The 14,790-nt window shown below is 41.9% G+C and carries 18 protein-coding genes; 11 read left to right on the top strand and 7 right to left on the bottom strand.

Annotated features, from left to right (window positions below; translation table 11 throughout):
- Positions 1 to 118 precede the first annotated feature (118 nt).
- From rpmE to J5A60_RS01235, 3 genes are all read left to right on the top strand, one after another.
- Positions 119 to 331, top strand: a complete 213-nt coding sequence (rpmE, locus tag J5A60_RS01245; RefSeq protein ID WP_006716752.1) for a 50S ribosomal protein L31 — start codon at positions 119 to 121, stop codon at positions 329 to 331.
- Between the two features lie 61 nt (positions 332 to 392).
- Positions 393 to 1,079: a glycosyltransferase family 25 protein gene (locus J5A60_RS01240; RefSeq protein WP_212510308.1), complete on the top strand. Its 687-nt coding sequence runs from the start codon at positions 393 to 395 to the stop codon at positions 1,077 to 1,079.
- Complete coding sequence (locus tag J5A60_RS01235; RefSeq protein WP_212510307.1) at positions 1,076 to 2,104, top strand: glycosyltransferase family 9 protein; 1,029 nt, start codon at positions 1,076 to 1,078, stop codon at positions 2,102 to 2,104. The genes J5A60_RS01240 and J5A60_RS01235 overlap by 4 nt, the downstream gene beginning before the upstream one ends.
- Before the next feature lie 3 nt (positions 2,105 to 2,107).
- On the opposite strand, the gene mutM is transcribed toward J5A60_RS01235, so the two are convergent.
- The 4 genes from mutM to radC form a co-directional block, all read right to left on the bottom strand.
- The gene (mutM, locus tag J5A60_RS01230; protein WP_212510306.1) at positions 2,108 to 2,923 is read right to left on the bottom strand and encodes a bifunctional DNA-formamidopyrimidine glycosylase/DNA-(apurinic or apyrimidinic site) lyase; all 816 of its coding nucleotides are present in this window, start codon (positions 2,921 to 2,923) and stop codon (positions 2,108 to 2,110) included.
- Between the two features lie 69 nt (positions 2,924 to 2,992).
- Positions 2,993 to 3,163, bottom strand: coding sequence for a 50S ribosomal protein L33 (rpmG, locus tag J5A60_RS01225; protein WP_005613503.1), 171 nt, complete (start codon positions 3,161 to 3,163; stop codon positions 2,993 to 2,995).
- An 11-nt stretch (positions 3,164 to 3,174) separates the two neighbouring features.
- Complete coding sequence (gene rpmB / locus J5A60_RS01220) at positions 3,175 to 3,411, bottom strand: 50S ribosomal protein L28 (protein ID WP_005542826.1); 237 nt, start codon at positions 3,409 to 3,411, stop codon at positions 3,175 to 3,177.
- Between the two features lie 208 nt (positions 3,412 to 3,619).
- A complete protein-coding gene (gene radC / locus J5A60_RS01215; RefSeq protein ID WP_048750052.1) occupies positions 3,620 to 4,279 on the bottom strand; it encodes a DNA repair protein RadC in 660 nt (219 codons plus the stop codon).
- 176 nt (positions 4,280 to 4,455) lie between these two features.
- Here radC and coaBC point away from each other — a divergent pair, with 176 nt between their 5' ends.
- The 5 genes from coaBC to crp all read left to right on the top strand — a co-directional run bounded on the left by coaBC (position 4,456) and on the right by crp (position 7,707).
- On the top strand, positions 4,456 to 5,655 hold the full coding sequence (gene coaBC, locus J5A60_RS01210; RefSeq protein WP_212510305.1) for a bifunctional phosphopantothenoylcysteine decarboxylase/phosphopantothenate--cysteine ligase CoaBC: 1,200 nt from the start codon (positions 4,456 to 4,458) through the stop codon (positions 5,653 to 5,655).
- Positions 5,656 to 5,724: 69 nt separating this feature from the next.
- A complete protein-coding gene (gene dut / locus J5A60_RS01205) occupies positions 5,725 to 6,180 on the top strand; it encodes a dUTP diphosphatase (RefSeq protein ID WP_048750057.1) in 456 nt (151 codons plus the stop codon).
- Positions 6,180 to 6,779, top strand: a complete 600-nt coding sequence (gene slmA, locus J5A60_RS01200) for a nucleoid occlusion factor SlmA (protein WP_212510304.1) — start codon at positions 6,180 to 6,182, stop codon at positions 6,777 to 6,779. Before dut ends, slmA begins: the two co-directional genes overlap by 1 nt.
- A 23-nt stretch (positions 6,780 to 6,802) precedes the next feature.
- Complete coding sequence (locus J5A60_RS01195; RefSeq protein WP_212510303.1) at positions 6,803 to 7,021, top strand: YheU family protein; 219 nt, start codon at positions 6,803 to 6,805, stop codon at positions 7,019 to 7,021.
- Between the two features lie 38 nt (positions 7,022 to 7,059).
- Positions 7,060 to 7,707 carry a cAMP-activated global transcriptional regulator CRP gene (gene crp, locus J5A60_RS01190; RefSeq protein WP_109128369.1) on the top strand — a complete coding sequence of 216 codons (648 nt, stop codon included), beginning with the start codon at positions 7,060 to 7,062 and terminating at the stop codon, positions 7,705 to 7,707.
- Between the two features lie 119 nt (positions 7,708 to 7,826).
- On the opposite strand, the gene gorA is transcribed toward crp, so the two are convergent.
- The 3 genes from gorA to J5A60_RS01175 form a co-directional block, all read right to left on the bottom strand.
- On the bottom strand, positions 7,827 to 9,197 hold the full coding sequence (gene gorA / locus J5A60_RS01185) for a glutathione-disulfide reductase (protein WP_212510302.1): 1,371 nt from the start codon (positions 9,195 to 9,197) through the stop codon (positions 7,827 to 7,829).
- Positions 9,198 to 9,306: 109 nt separating this feature from the next.
- Complete coding sequence (locus J5A60_RS01180; protein WP_109859326.1) at positions 9,307 to 10,152, bottom strand: 23S rRNA (adenine(2030)-N(6))-methyltransferase RlmJ; 846 nt, start codon at positions 10,150 to 10,152, stop codon at positions 9,307 to 9,309.
- Between the two features lie 92 nt (positions 10,153 to 10,244).
- A complete protein-coding gene (locus J5A60_RS01175) occupies positions 10,245 to 12,812 on the bottom strand; it encodes a penicillin-binding protein 1A (protein ID WP_212510301.1) in 2,568 nt (855 codons plus the stop codon).
- A 110-nt stretch (positions 12,813 to 12,922) separates the two neighbouring features.
- Here J5A60_RS01175 and J5A60_RS01170 point away from each other — a divergent pair, with 110 nt between their 5' ends.
- Genes J5A60_RS01170 through J5A60_RS01160 form a run of 3 tightly spaced genes read left to right on the top strand, consistent with a single transcriptional unit; the run spans position 12,923 to position 14,783 of the window.
- Positions 12,923 to 13,744 carry a competence protein ComA gene (locus tag J5A60_RS01170; protein ID WP_212510300.1) on the top strand — a complete coding sequence of 274 codons (822 nt, stop codon included), beginning with the start codon at positions 12,923 to 12,925 and terminating at the stop codon, positions 13,742 to 13,744.
- Entirely contained in the window at positions 13,741 to 14,259 is a 519-nt protein-coding gene (locus J5A60_RS01165) for a PilN domain-containing protein (protein WP_212510299.1), read from the top strand. The genes J5A60_RS01170 and J5A60_RS01165 overlap by 4 nt, the downstream gene beginning before the upstream one ends.
- Positions 14,256 to 14,783 carry a competence protein gene (locus tag J5A60_RS01160; RefSeq protein ID WP_212510298.1) on the top strand — a complete coding sequence of 176 codons (528 nt, stop codon included), beginning with the start codon at positions 14,256 to 14,258 and terminating at the stop codon, positions 14,781 to 14,783. Before J5A60_RS01165 ends, J5A60_RS01160 begins: the two co-directional genes overlap by 4 nt.
- Positions 14,784 to 14,790 lie beyond the last annotated feature (7 nt).

The following is a 14,790-nucleotide window of genomic DNA, read 5'->3' as shown; positions in this document are numbered from 1 at the left end:
TTGCACCCTTACACACAAGCGTGCCATTTATAATGGCGTAATATTAATCTCATGCGGTGTCAGGGATTGCTTTTGCGATTGGCTTGATAGCGGCATGGCTTCAAATTTGAGGTTTTCTATGAAACAAGGTATTCATCCTGAATATAAAGAAATTACTGCAACTTGCTCTTGCGGTAACGTGATCAAAACTCGTTCTACCTTAGGTAAAGACATCAACCTTGATGTGTGCGGTAAATGCCACCCATTCTACACAGGTAAACAACGTGTTGTTGATACCGGCGGTCGCGTTGAACGCTTTAACAGCCGTTTCAAAATTCCAGGTACGAAGTAATCTGAATCTTAGCCCTCGCAATTGCGGGGGTTATTTCTATGTAGTTCAAGGTGATATGTTTATGAGTAATGCTTACAATCTTCCCCCAATTTTTGTTATTAGTTTGAAAAACTCTTCCCGCCGGGAATTTATCACAAAACGCCTAAAAGGACTTGGACTGCAATTTGAATTTTTTGATGCGGTTTATGGAAAAGAGTTAAGTAAAGAAGCGCTTGCTCAAGTAGATTACCATTTTTATAAAACATATAACTCTCTTCCACTGACCCTTGGAGAAATCGGATGTGCAACTAGCCATATCAAGGTTTATGAGCATATGGTAGAAAATAATATACCATCCGCTATCATCCTTGAAGATGATGCAATTATTTCTCAATTCTTTAAGGAAATCATAGAAGATATGCTTGGTAAAATTCATCATAGCTATGAATTGATTTTCTTAGATCATGGCAAAGTCAAATCATATCCTTTTAAAAAGAAATTAATTGAAGGATATCGATTAGCCCATTACCGTAGCCCTTCAAAAAACTCGAAACGATGCATAATATACGCAACCGCCTATTTAATAACACTTTCCGGCGCTCAAAAATTATTAAAGTATGCTTATCCAATAAGAATGCCGGCGGATTATCTAACCGGGTTAATACAAAAAACCAAAGTAAATGCTTATGGAGTTGAGCCTCCATGCGTTTTCAGAGGTCTTGATGCAGATTCGGAAATTGATCAAATTGAAGATAGACATAACAAATGAACATTAAACTAATTCTTCAGACTATACGTCTATCAATAGGGAAACTTATCTTAGATAAAAAAACACCTAAAAACGCTACCGCACTTTCACCTAAGAAAATTCTTTTCTTACGACAAGATGGGAAGATTGGCGATTATATCGTGAGTTCTTTCGTTTTCAGAGAAATTAAGAAATTCAATCCTGAGATTAAGATTGGCGTAGTTTGTACGACAAAAGGCGCCTATTTATTCAAACAAAATCCTCATATTGACCAACTTTACTTTGTGAAGAAACGTAATATTTTTGACTATATAAAATGTGGTTTATCTCTTGCAAAAGAAAGCTATGATGTTGTTATCGATCCAACATTATTAATAAGAAACCGTGATTTACTTTTGTTAAGATTAATCAATGCTAAAAATTATATTGGTTATAAAAAACAAAATTACAAACTATTTAACTTCAGTATTAATCAGGAGCAATTACATTTTTCTGAAGTGTACGCAGAAGCAATAAAATTGTGTGGTATAGAGAATATTGATATTAGTTATGACATTCCAAATCACAGTGATAAAAAAGAAGATATCGCACATTTTATTAAAGAAAATCATCTTGCTAACTGTATTACTATCAATTTCTTTGGTGCCGCTAGTTCTAGAAAATTCAAAGAACAAAATATTTGTTTATTTATTGAAAAACTTCAATCAGAGAATAAAAGAGTTTTGCTGTTAACTTATCCTGAAGTCACACCTTTATTAAAAAGCATTTCAGAAAAATACGCTAACGCATTTGTTTATGAAAAAACCGAAAATATTTTTGATACCATAGCATTACTTCATCATTCTAGTCTGGTTATTTCACCTGATACTTCTATTGTTCATATTGCCTCAGGCTTAAATAAACAAATCATTGCTTTCTATAAATTAGCTGATAAAGAGAATTTTGCCCACTGGAATCCGAACTGTAAAAACAAAACTCACATTATTAACTTTGTTGAGAATGTTAATGAGATATCTCCAGAGGACGTATTGGAAGTTATCAGATAATACCTATCCTTTCTTCTGACACATCGGGCAATAAAAGCTGTTTCGTTGTCCGATGATTAAACTTTCAATTTTTGTACCGCACGTTGAACAAGGTTTGCCTTTATTCCCGTAAACCAACAATTCTTGGGCGAAATAACCCGGTCTGCCATCAGGTTGTAAGAAATCTTTGAGTGTCGTTCCGCCTTGTTCAATGGCTTTGGCTAACACGGATTTGATGGTATCTACCAAGCGTTCACATTGCTTACGCGTCAGATTGGCGGCAAGTTTCATAGGATGCAGACCACATAAAAATAAACTTTCGTTGGCGTAAATATTACCAACGCCCACCACCACAGCATTATCCATTAAAAAGGTTTTAAGTGCGGTCGTTTTTTTGCGAGATTTTTTGAAAAGATAGTCGGCGTTAAATTCCTCTGATAGCGGTTCCGGCCCCAGTTTCAAAAATAAATGAAACTCATCTAATTTTTCCGTCCACAACCAAGCCCCAAAACGTCGCGGATCGTTATAGCGTAATAATCTGCCGTTATTCATCACAATATCCAAATGATCGTGTTTATCAATCGGGCTGTCATGCGGTACGATTCTTACGGTTCCTGACATCCCTAGGTGTCCGATGATATAGCCTTTTTCGGTATGAATGATAAGGTATTTAGCACGGCGGCTCAGCTCTAGAATTTTTACTTGATGCAATGTCGCTAATTCCGGTGATACTGCCCAGCGGAGTTTCGGCTGACGTACCTCGATTTTTTCAATCGTGTAATCTTTTAGATAAGGGCTTACGCCACGTAGTGCGGTTTCGACTTCAGGTAGTTCAGGCATTCTCTTTCTCCGATAGCCACTGGATATAAAAAAACCCGAACAATGTCGGGTTTTTCAATTCGTGCAAAATTATTTGATTTTTGCTTCTTTATAAATAACGTGTTTACGCACAACTGGATCAAATTTTTTGATTTCCATTTTTTCAGGCATATTACGTTTGTTTTTGTCAGTTGTGTAGAAATGACCGGTTTCTGCGGTAGAAACTAAACGGATTTTCTCACGAGCACCTTTTGCTGCCATTTGTTAGCTCCTTAGATTTTCTCGCCACGAGCACGGATTTCAGCTAAAACTGCATCAATGCCTTTTTTATCAATAATACGCATACCTTTTGCAGTTAAGCGTAATGTTACGAAACGGTTTTCACTTTCAACCCAAAAACGGTGAGTGTGAAGGTTAGGAAGAAAACGACGACGAGTCGCGTTCATTGCGTGAGAGCGGTTGTTACCCACTGCCGGACGCTTGCCTGTTACTTGACAGACTCTAGACATATTAATCTCCAATAATGAAATTTAAGCTCGAGCTTACGGTTCGGAATACTTCAAAAATAACTTTTGAATGACCTCGTCAGGTCGTATAACCCGACCCGCATACTATATTAAAGGTCGTGCATTATACTCACTTTATATTGCATTCTCAAGCCTAAATCCTGAATTTGCTGACATTAAAACTAAAATTTATCCAAAAGTGCGGTCAGTTTTAGAGAAGATTTTGTTCCGCAAAGGAAAAATAATCGCCTTTGCCAATCACAAAATGATCCAGCACTCGAATTTCCACCAACTCCGCCACCTGTTTGATAGTCTCCGTAATTTGTCGGTCGGAAAAGCTTGGTTCCGCTACGCCGGAAGGATGATTATGTGCCAAAATAATCGCCGCAGCATTGCACGCCAACGCCTCTTTGATCACTTCGCGCGGATAAACCATCGCTTTATTAATTGTGCCAAGAAACAAGCGTTCCTGCTTAATCAAGCGATGCTGGTTATCCAAGAACAGCACTAAAAAAATTTCTCGCTCTGTATTTTCCAACTCTGTTTGTAAGTACATTTTCACTGTCTCTGACGAGCTAAAACAATACCCTTCTTTAAGTTCCGCCAATAAATAACGACGGGTCATTTCCGTGCAAGCTTGCAATTGAATAAACTGCGTAATGCCAATGCCTTTCATGGCACAAAACTGCTTTTGATTGGCGTTAATAAGCCCACGCAACGACCCAAAATGTTGTAACACATTTTTCGATAGCTGCATCACCGGACAATCTTTAATCCCCGTACGCAAGAAAATGGCCAAAAGTTCAGCATCTGTCAGTGTGGCGACTCCATATTTTAAGAGCTTTTCCCTTGGCATTAAGGCCTCATTCATTTCTTTAACCTCGCAAAAAATAACAGATTCGCTATTCATTCACAGGGCGTCGTAAAATCCAAAAAGTACATTCAAAAGATGGGATTGCGATCGCAAAATAAGATTTTTGATTAAATCATAATTCAAGTAGAATAAGCGAATTCATCTCCGAGTCAGTCAATTCATGGGATTCAAGCATGATTAATCTAGAAAATAAACGCATTGTTGTGGGTATTACCGGCGGCATTGCCGCGTACAAAACCATCGAATTAATTCGTTTATTACGCAAAGCCAATGCGCTGGTTCGCGTAGTGCTCACGCCTGCTGCCGCAGAATTTGTGACCCCACTCACCTTACAAGCGATTTCCGGCAATGCTGTGGCGCAATCGTTATTGGATCCGCAAGCAGAACTGGCAATGGGACATATTGAATTGGCGAAATGGGCGGATGTCGTATTAATCGCACCTGCCAGTGCCGATTTTATTGCGCGCTTAACTGTCGGTATGGCGAACGATTTACTGTCCACGATTTGCCTTGCCACCAGTGCACCGATTTTTCTTGCGCCGGCGATGAATCAGCAAATGTATCGCCAAGCCATAACGCAGCAAAATCTGACCGCACTTTTAAGCCGTGGCATACAACTTATCGGCCCGAACAGTGGCGAACAAGCCTGTGGTGATGTGGGCGCAGGGCGGATGTCCGAACCATCGGAAATTTTCACCGCACTTTGCCATCATTTTACTGTGCAGCAAGATTTACTCAGCATCCATGTTGCCATTACGGCAGGCCCAACGCGTGAAGCCATCGATCCGGTGCGTTACCTTTCCAATCACAGCTCCGGCAAAATGGGCTTTGCCATTGCAGAAGCCTTTGCAAAACGTGGGGCAACTGTGACGTTAATTGCCGGCCCGGTGAATCTCACCGCCTCACCCAATATTCATCGTATTGATGTCACTTCCGCGCAAGAAATGTGGAAAACCGCCTTAGAAAGTGCGGTCAAAAATCACATTTTTATTGGTTGTGCGGCGGTGGCAGATTACCGTATTGCGGATATCGCTGATCAAAAAATCAAAAAATCGGCTGAAGAAATGACGTTAAGGCTTGTTAAAAATCCGGACATTATCGCGGATGTGGCGCATCTTACGGAAAAGCGCCCTTTCACTATTGGGTTTGCGGCTGAAACGCAGAATGTTGCCGATTACGCGAAAGATAAATTGATGCGCAAGAATTTGGATATGATTTGTGCCAATGACGTTTCCGGCGGGCAAGTGTTCGGACAAGATCACAATGCGCTACACCTCTTTTGGAAAAACGGAGAGAAAGCCTTGCCGCAGGCGGATAAAAATACATTGGCAGAAGCATTAGTCAGTGAAATCATGGCGCGTTACCGTCAATAAAAAAACACAGCAAAAACCAACTGCACTTTATCAAAAACATAAAAGATTTCGTTAAAGGAAAAGATCACAATGAAAAAAATTGACGTTAAAATTTTAGATAGCCGTCTTGGCAGCGAATTTCCTCTGCCAACGTATGCCACCGAAGGATCCGCAGGATTGGATTTACGTGCACTCATAGACAATGGCATTGAAATTCAACCGGGTGAAACCAAATTAATTCCAACGGGACTTTCTATTTATATTGCCGATCCCAATTTAGCCGCAGTCATTTTACCTCGTTCCGGTTTAGGCCATAAACACGGCATTGTGTTGGGCAATTTAGTCGGTTTAATTGATTCTGATTATCAAGGACCGCTCATGGTTTCCGTGTGGAACCGTGGCAGTGAGCCGTTCAAAATTGAAGTAGGCGATCGCATCGCACAATTAGTCTTTGTGCCCGTTGTGCAAGCGGAATTTAATATCGTCAACGAATTTCATGCCACAGAACGCGGCGAAGGCGGTTTCGGCCATTCAGGTAAACACTAATGGAACAAACCAATAAACGCAGTATTAAAGAACGCCGCCAACAAGTGTTGACGGTGCTCACGCATATGTTGCATTCCGAACGCGGCATGGAGCGTATGACAACGGCGCGTTTAGCCGCAGAAGTGGGCGTGTCAGAAGCGGCGTTATACCGTTATTACCCAAGCAAAACCAAGATTTTTGAAGCCTTAATTGAGAATATCGAAAGCACATTGCTTAATCGCATTTCACAATCTATCAAAAATGAAACCAACACCATGCAACGGGTAAAAGACATCCTGCAGATGATCTTGGATTTTGCCCGTAAAAACCCCGGTTTAACCCGTGTGTTAACCGGCCATGCGCTGATGTTTGAAGATGCCAAACTACAAGCCCGCGTTGCCACCTTTTTTGACAGGCTGGAATTGCAGTTTGTGAATATTCTGCAAATGCGAAAATTGCGCGAAGGACGCGGATTTAACGTGGACGAACGCATTATCGCCGCACACCTCGTCACCCTCTGTGAAGGGCAGTTTATGCGCTATGTGCGTTCCAACTTCCGACACTCACCAAATCAAGGGTTTAGCCAGCAATGGCAGCTCATTGAAAGCTTATTTGCATAATTTATTTATTTAGGTAATATGTCGTGATTATTCCTTGGCAAGAACTGGCGGAAGACACTTTAATCAATATTGTGGAAAGCGTCATTTTACGTGAAGGAACCGATTATGGTTCACATGAACAGACTTTCGAACAAAAAAAGAAAGCGCTACTGAACAAAATCCGCCAAGGAAGTGCGGTGATCGTTTGGTCTGAGTTACATGAATCTATCGATATAAAAAATAAAACGGAATTTTTTAAATAAACTTTTTAGTTTTTTATTGTTAGCTGGAGGTTTTCACCGTGCAGGAACAAAACGCACAAGTTACAACGCCATCAACGGATCCAACCCTTGATTGGTTTTTATCTCATTGCCATATTCATAAATATCCATCTAAAAGCACATTAATCAATGCAGGTGAAAAGGCTGAAACCTTATACTATTTAATTCAAGGTTCCGTTTCCGTTTTAGTGAAAGATGAAGATGGTAAAGAAATGATCCTGACTTATCTAAGCCAAGGCGACTTCTTCGGAGAAGCCGGTTTATTTGAAGAAGATCAGCGTCGTTCCGCCTGGATAAAAGCCAAAGCGGCTTGTGAAGTTGCTGAAATTTCCTACCGTAAATTTCGCCAATTAATTCAAGTTAACCCTGAAATTCTAATGCTCCTTACCGCGCAGTTGGCACGTCGTTTACAAAACACCTCACGCCAAGTCAGTAACTTGGCTTTCTTGGATGTTACCGGGCGCATTGCTCAAACCTTATTAAACCTAGCCAAAATGCCGGAAGCGATGACTCATCCGGATGGTATGCAAATTAAAATTACCCGCCAAGAAATCGGCCAAATGGTAGGCTGTTCCCGTGAAACTGTTGGACGCATTCTCAAAATGCTGGAAGATCAACATCTCATTTCAGCCCATGGCAAGACCATCGTTGTTTATGGAACCCGTTAAAAACACAATAAAATAAGACCGCACTTTAGTTAAAGTGCTAAAGTTTGTGTCTAACATACTGAATAAAGAATAGAAAAAAGGTCTGAAAACTCAGACCTTTTTTATTTAATAAGTGTTAATTAACGCATTGTTACAAACTCTTCCGAGCCGGTTGGGTGAATAGCCACTGTGTTGTCAAAATCCGCTTTTGTCGCGCCCATTTTAATAGCAACAGCAAAACCTTGAATCATTTCGTCCACGCCAAAACCGATACCATGTAAGCCCACAATTTTTTCCTCTTTACCAACGCACACCAATTTCATGCGGCAAGGTTGACGATGCTGGGTAACAGCCGTGTACATAGAGGTAAAGGAAGATTTATACACTTTCACATTTTCCGCACCATATTGTTCAATGGCTTGCGGTTCGGTTAATCCCACAGTGCCGATTGGCGGATGACTGAACACCACGGACGGTACTAAATTGTAGTCTAAATGTTCGTTCGGTTTATTGTTAAACAGGCGTTCGGATAAACGACGTCCGGCTGCAACTGCCACCGGCGTGAGTTCAATGCCGCCTTCAATAATATCGCCTACTGCATAAATGCCCGGGACATTGGTGTTTTGGTATTTATCTACCTTGATGAAACCACGCGCATTCGCTTCTACGCCGGCGGCTTGTAAATTAATTTTATCAGTCGTCGGCTCACGTCCAATCGCCCAAATCAAGCAATCCACGGTTTGCTCGCGACCATCCTCTAATTTCAGGGTCACAGAACCGTCTGCATTTTTTACCACTTCGTTTGGAATGGCATGGGTGTGCAACGTAATGCCGTCTTGTTGCATAGATTCCACCAAGGTTTCCACCATCATTGGATCAAAATTACGCAACGGCGCGTGTTTACGCACAAATAAATGGGTTTCCACACCAAGGCTGTTCAAGACGCCGGCCAACTCCACGGCAATATAACCTGCGCCAACAACAGCTGTGCGTTTAGGTAGCTCGGTTAACGCAAAAACGCCATTAGAATCAATACCGTATTCCGCGCCTTTTATTGCAGGAATACTTGGACGTCCGCCAGTGGCGATCAAGATATGATCTGCTGTCACTTGCTCGGTGGAACCATCGTCGAAAGTTACTTCAAGGGTATTTTTATTGACAAATTTGGCAAAACCGCGAATGACTTCCACGTTATTTTTCGCCAACACGTTATCGTATGAAGTGTGAATGCGGGAAATATAGGCTTGACGGCTTTCCACCAACTTAGCGAAATCAAATTTTTTGACGTCCACATCAAAACCGTAATCCGGTGCATAATGATGGATGGCTTCTGCAATTTGTGCGCCGTAGAACATCACTTTTTTCGGCACGCAGCCCACGTTAACACAGGTTCCACCTAAATGTTTTGCTTCAATAATGGCACATTTTTTGCCATAACTTGCTGCACGGTTAATGGAAGCAATTCCACCGCTGCCACCACCGATGGCAATGTAATCATAATGTCTGGTCATACTCTTTTCCTTATTAATAAATTGGGCGCTATTCTGCCCAAAGGATGTTCACAAATCAAACAAATAGGATAAATCGGTCTAATTGGTATTATCTTATGCTGGCATCATCTTATTCAGGTGTAATCCAATTCACCGACCAACTGCCGGTACCTTGCGGTGCAAGTGCGGTGGTTAAATACGGCAAAATGGATTTCATCTGTTGTTCCAACGTCCATGGCGGATTCACCACAATCATGCCACTCGCAGTCATGCCACGTTGATCAGAATCCGGGCGCACCGCCAATTCAATTTGCAAAATCTTACGAATGCCCGAAGCTTCCAAGCCTTTAATGATGCGTTTTGTTTGCTGACGTAGCACCACCGGATACCAAATTGCATACACACCGGTTGCAAAACGTTTGTAGCCTTCTTCAATGGCTTTCACCACCAAATCATAGTCTTCTTTCAGTTCATAAGGCGGATCAATTAGTACCAAGCCACGACGCTCTTTAGGAGGCAATGTGGCTTTGACTTGCTGAAAACCGTCACCAATCTTCACGGTAACATTTTCAAATTCTTTGAAATTATTGCGTAACAAAGGAAATTCGCTTGGGTGCAATTCCATCATCAGCGCACGATCCTGTGGGCGTAATAAATTGGCGGCCAATAACGGGGAGCCAGCGTAATAGCGCAATTCTTTCCCGCCATAGTTGAGTTTTTTAATCAGTGCCACATACCGCGCCACTTCCGGCGGTAAATCCTCACGCCCCCACAAACGACCGATGCCATCTACATATTCAGCCGTTTTCTCCGCTTCTGCACTAAATAAACGATAACGTCCCGCGCCTGAATGGGTATCTAAATAATAAAAACCTTTATCTTTCTGTTGCAGACTTTCAATAATCAGCATTAACACGATATGTTTCAACACATCCGCATGATTACCTGCATGAAAACTATGACGATAACTGAGCATAATTCCTACTTATAAAACGTTAAATAAAATGACCGCACTTTTCCCCAAAAAGGAAGCCCGACAGCTGCCGGGCTTCAAAAACAAGTCACGGTCTAGAATAATTCTTCCCGTTGGCCACCCGATGCGCCACCGCCTTCCTGCAAATCGCTAGGCACATAATAACCACGTTCTTCCACATAAGCTCGGGTCGGTTCGGTACCTTTAATGAAGTATTCAACACGTCCACCACCAGATAATAAGCCGGAACGCGGATCAATGTTTTTCTCGACAATATTCGCCGGGGTCGGCAACGTGCGTTCAGGGACTTCTTTCAAAATGGCCTTCATGTAGCTAATCCATGCCGGCATCGCACTTTTCGCACCAGCCTCTCCGCGACCTAAATCGAATTTATTGTCATCAAAACCAATATACACAGCCGTTGTTAAGTTCGCGCCAAAACCGGCATACCACGCCACTTTGGAGTTATTGGTCGTCCCGGTTTTGCCGCCAATATCCTTACGCTTGATCTCATTTGCCATGCGCCAACTGGTGCCTTTCCAATCTAGCCCTTGTTCACCATAAATCGCTGTATTTAATGCGCTACGAATCAAGAACGCCAATTCACCACTAATGACACGTGGCGCATACTCAACTTGCGAGCTGTTGGTTTTTGCTTGCGCCATGAAATTTAAATTTTCTTCTTTCACAGAATCAATGCGTGGCTGTAACTCCGGAATATCCGGCACAGTTTCACCTTGATCCACTTCTTCGCCGTTCGTGGAATCATCGCTACGTTTCAAGCCGTCAACCATGGTCAAATCGGTATTTTTGAAACCATCTAATTTTTCCGTTTCGCCGTAAATGACAGGAATACTGTCACAAGTTGGACAGGCGACTTTAGGGTTGGCCACAAAAATTTCTTTACCGGTATTATCTAAGATTTTATTGATGATATATGGATCAACTAAATAGCCACCGTTATCAAACACTGCATAACCACGCGCCATTTCAAGCGGCGTAAAGGAAGCCGCACCTAATGCAAGCGCTTCACTGGCAAAATACTGATCTCGTTTAAAACCAAAACGTTGTAAGAAATCCGCAACAAACTCGACACCGGCCATTTGCATGGAGCGAATGGCAATCATGTTTTTAGATTGGCCTAGTCCCACACGTAAACGTAAAGGACCATCATAACGATCCGGTGAGTTTTTCGGGCGCCATTCCTTTTGACCCGGCTTTTTCAACACAAGCGGTGTATCTTGTAACACGCTAGATAAGGTCAACCCTTTTTCCAATGCTGCCGCATAAATGAACGGTTTAATGGAAGAACCGACTTGTACTAATGATTGTGTTGCACGGTTAAATTTACTTTGTTCAAAACTAAAGCCGCCCACAATCGCTTCAATGGCGCCATTGTCACTATTTAAAGAAACCAACGCCGAATTGGCACGTGGAATTTGTCCCAAGACCCATTCGCCTTTGTCGTTTTTACGCAGCCAAATTTGCTCACCTGTTTTCACCGGAGCAGACTGTCCCGTCCAGCGCATCGCACTGCTTGGCAACGTTATTTTCTCACCGGATGCCAATAAAAGCTCTGCACCGGATTTAGATACATTCATGACAGCAGCCGGAATAAACGGCTCAGAATTTGGTAACTTTTTCAGAAAACCAATAATAGTGTCATTATCCCAAGAGGCTTCGCCTTTTTTCCACAAGGGTTCACCACCACGATAGCCATGACGCATATCGTAAGCGATTAAATTATCACGTACCGCTTTTTGCGCCGTTTCCTGATCTTTGGAAAGCACCGTGGTATAGACTTTATAGCCTTTGGTATAGGCGTCTTCTTCACCGAAACGTTTTACCATTTCCTGACGCACCATTTCTGTGACGTAATCAGCTCGAAAATCCAATTGCGCACCGTGATAGCTGGCGACAATTGGCTCTTTCAACGCAGCATCATATTCTTCTTGAGAAATATATTTTTGATCCAACATACGCCCCAACACTACATTACGACGCTCTAACGCACGTTTCGGGGAGAAAAGCGGATTCATCGTAGAAGGGGCTTTCGGCAAACCTGCAATCACCGCCATTTCGGACAAAGTCAGTTGATTTAATTCTTTACCAAAATAGGTTTTTGCCGCGGCCGCCACACCATAAGAGCGGTATCCCAAATAAATTTTATTTAAATAAAGCTCAAGAATTTCGTTTTTATCTAGGGCATTTTCGATCTCAATCGCTAAAATCGCCTCTTTGGCTTTACGAATCAAACTTTTTTCCGGCGTTAAGAAGAAGTTACGCGCCAACTGTTGCGTGATGGTACTCGCCCCTTGGGAAGCACCACCTTTACTGATCGCCACCATCACGGCACGACCGATCCCGATCGGATCTAGCCCATGGTGTTCATAAAAACGGCTGTCTTCCGTCGCCAATACCGCATCAATTAACGTTTGCGGCACATCATTTAATTTCACCGGAATACGACGCTGTTCGCCTACTTCACCAATCAACTTCCCGTCAGAAGTATAAATTTGCATTGGCTGTTGCAACTCAACGGTTTTCAGTGTTTCCACATCCGGCAAGTCGGATTTTAGCTGCACATAAACAACGCCCACGGCGATACAGCCCAAAATGAACAGGGTTAATAAGGAACTTAATATTAATTTTGCGATCCGCATCGAAAAATTCTCACTTAGTTAAAGGCAATAAAAGGAATTAAAAATATAGTGGCTAAGTATAAAGACTACGCAACAAAAACGACAGTAAATATTGCAAACAAGGATACTTCATGTTCATCAGACATCAGTCAGCCATTCAAGTTGGCCTTTGCTACCGCCCACAACATATCGATGTTCTTTGGTTTGATTCACAAAACCAAGCTCAGTTTTTACAATGTCACGAACTTGATTTACCGACGCTCTCCTCCACGTTAAATCAGAAATTAAATCAATCACCGAGAAGAGCAAACTATAAATACATCACCGCCATTATGCCGCAGCATATTTGGCAAAAAAGCCTTATTCTGCCGCACAATCTAAACACCCAAGAATGTGAACAACAGTGTCATTTTACTCTTACCCATGAATTACCGATTCCACTTGAGGAAGTTTGGTACGACTATACCGCTACGCCGCTAAAACAAGGATTTCGTTTAGATATTTTCGCCATTAGACAACAAATTGCGAAAAACTATTTAAATCAATTTATTCCCTTGCAAATTGATGTGTTAGATAGCGTTGCCAAAGCTGTTTTACGCGCCAGCGAATATATTTTAGAGCAACCATTACCGATCGACGCCTTAGTGTTGTACCAAGACGAAAGCGGCGCATTAGCGATTCACCAAAAACGACAACAGACCCAAACACTGTTTCAAACGGACGGAAATTTGACCGCACTTTTTGAGCAATATTGCCAGCGTTATGATGAAAAACCAGAAAAAATGTTCTATTACAGCACTGAATCTACGCCACACATTGGATCAGACTGGGTGGAAATAAACACCTCCCTTCCTTTTATCGCCCTAGGTAATGCCTTGTGGCAACAAGAAACGTTACAAAAATCCACCGCACTTTTTGATGTTAAAGCGCCATCTTTAGAGAAAATGACATGAAAAAAGACATGAATTTGTTGCCTTGGCGCATTAAACAGCTGCGACAGAAAAATCGGCGTTTGTTGGTTACCCTATTTATCGGGGCAACGTTATATACAATCAGCACATTATTGCTCACCCATTTTGCGCAAGGCTATACCGACAATGCGGGCAAAGCACAGTTGCAATACACCACTCACCAACAAGAATTACAGGCGACACAGCAACAGATTCAACAATTTCGCCACAGTCATGCTCAATTGGAAACCCTTCAGGAAATTCCAAAAGAAATACTTTTTTCTTTATTAAATCAATTAGATGAGTTTCCACTTACACAAGGTGAATTAACGGAGTTACACCTTAATAGCGAACATCTTATGCTCAAGGGATATGCTGAAAATCAAGAAGAATTTTCTCGTCTCAATGGATATCTCTCCGCACAACCGTTATTTCGCGAAGTTAATCTGGTGGAATTTAAACCACAAGCCCAAGAACTGCGTTTCCAATTTGATGTAAAGATAAAAACAACACCATGAATTTCAGAGAAAAACTTACCGAGACATTGGCCCATTGGCACCGATTACATCCCTGGAAACAACACTCCACGTTATTTTTCCTCGGCGGATTTATCCTCTCTTTCCCCTTGCAGCATTATTGGCAACAACGTGCTCACATGACACATATGGAGCAACAATTACAAACGCAACGCGAAAGTTTGGCACATCAACAAAAACTTTTAGCAACACTAAAAGAGAAAGCGGCAACGCAATTACTCACACCGGCGCTGGCTGCCAAACTGCCGCCGATAAATCAACAAATCCAACAATTTGCTCAACGTTTGCAAATCGTACAAAGCCAGTGGGATTTTCATCAAAAGCCCTTACTCAGGCTACAACTTCAAGGCCATTTCAAAGATTTACATTCATTTTTAACCGCACTTTTAAACGCGAACACAGAATTGGAACTCGTGGAATGGCAAGTGCTACAAAGCGATGAAGCCAATGAAACCTCATCCATTCAAACAGCACTTTTATTTCAATTAAATAGCAAAGGAAACTAAGGAAAAA

The sequence above is a fragment of the Aggregatibacter sp. oral taxon 513 genome (assembly GCF_018128305.1).
GTDB classification, from domain to species: Bacteria; Pseudomonadota; Gammaproteobacteria; order Enterobacterales; family Pasteurellaceae; genus Aggregatibacter; species Aggregatibacter segnis_A.
The sequence above is the reverse complement of the archived record's forward strand: the minus strand, read 5'-3'. Positions and strand labels throughout refer to the sequence as shown.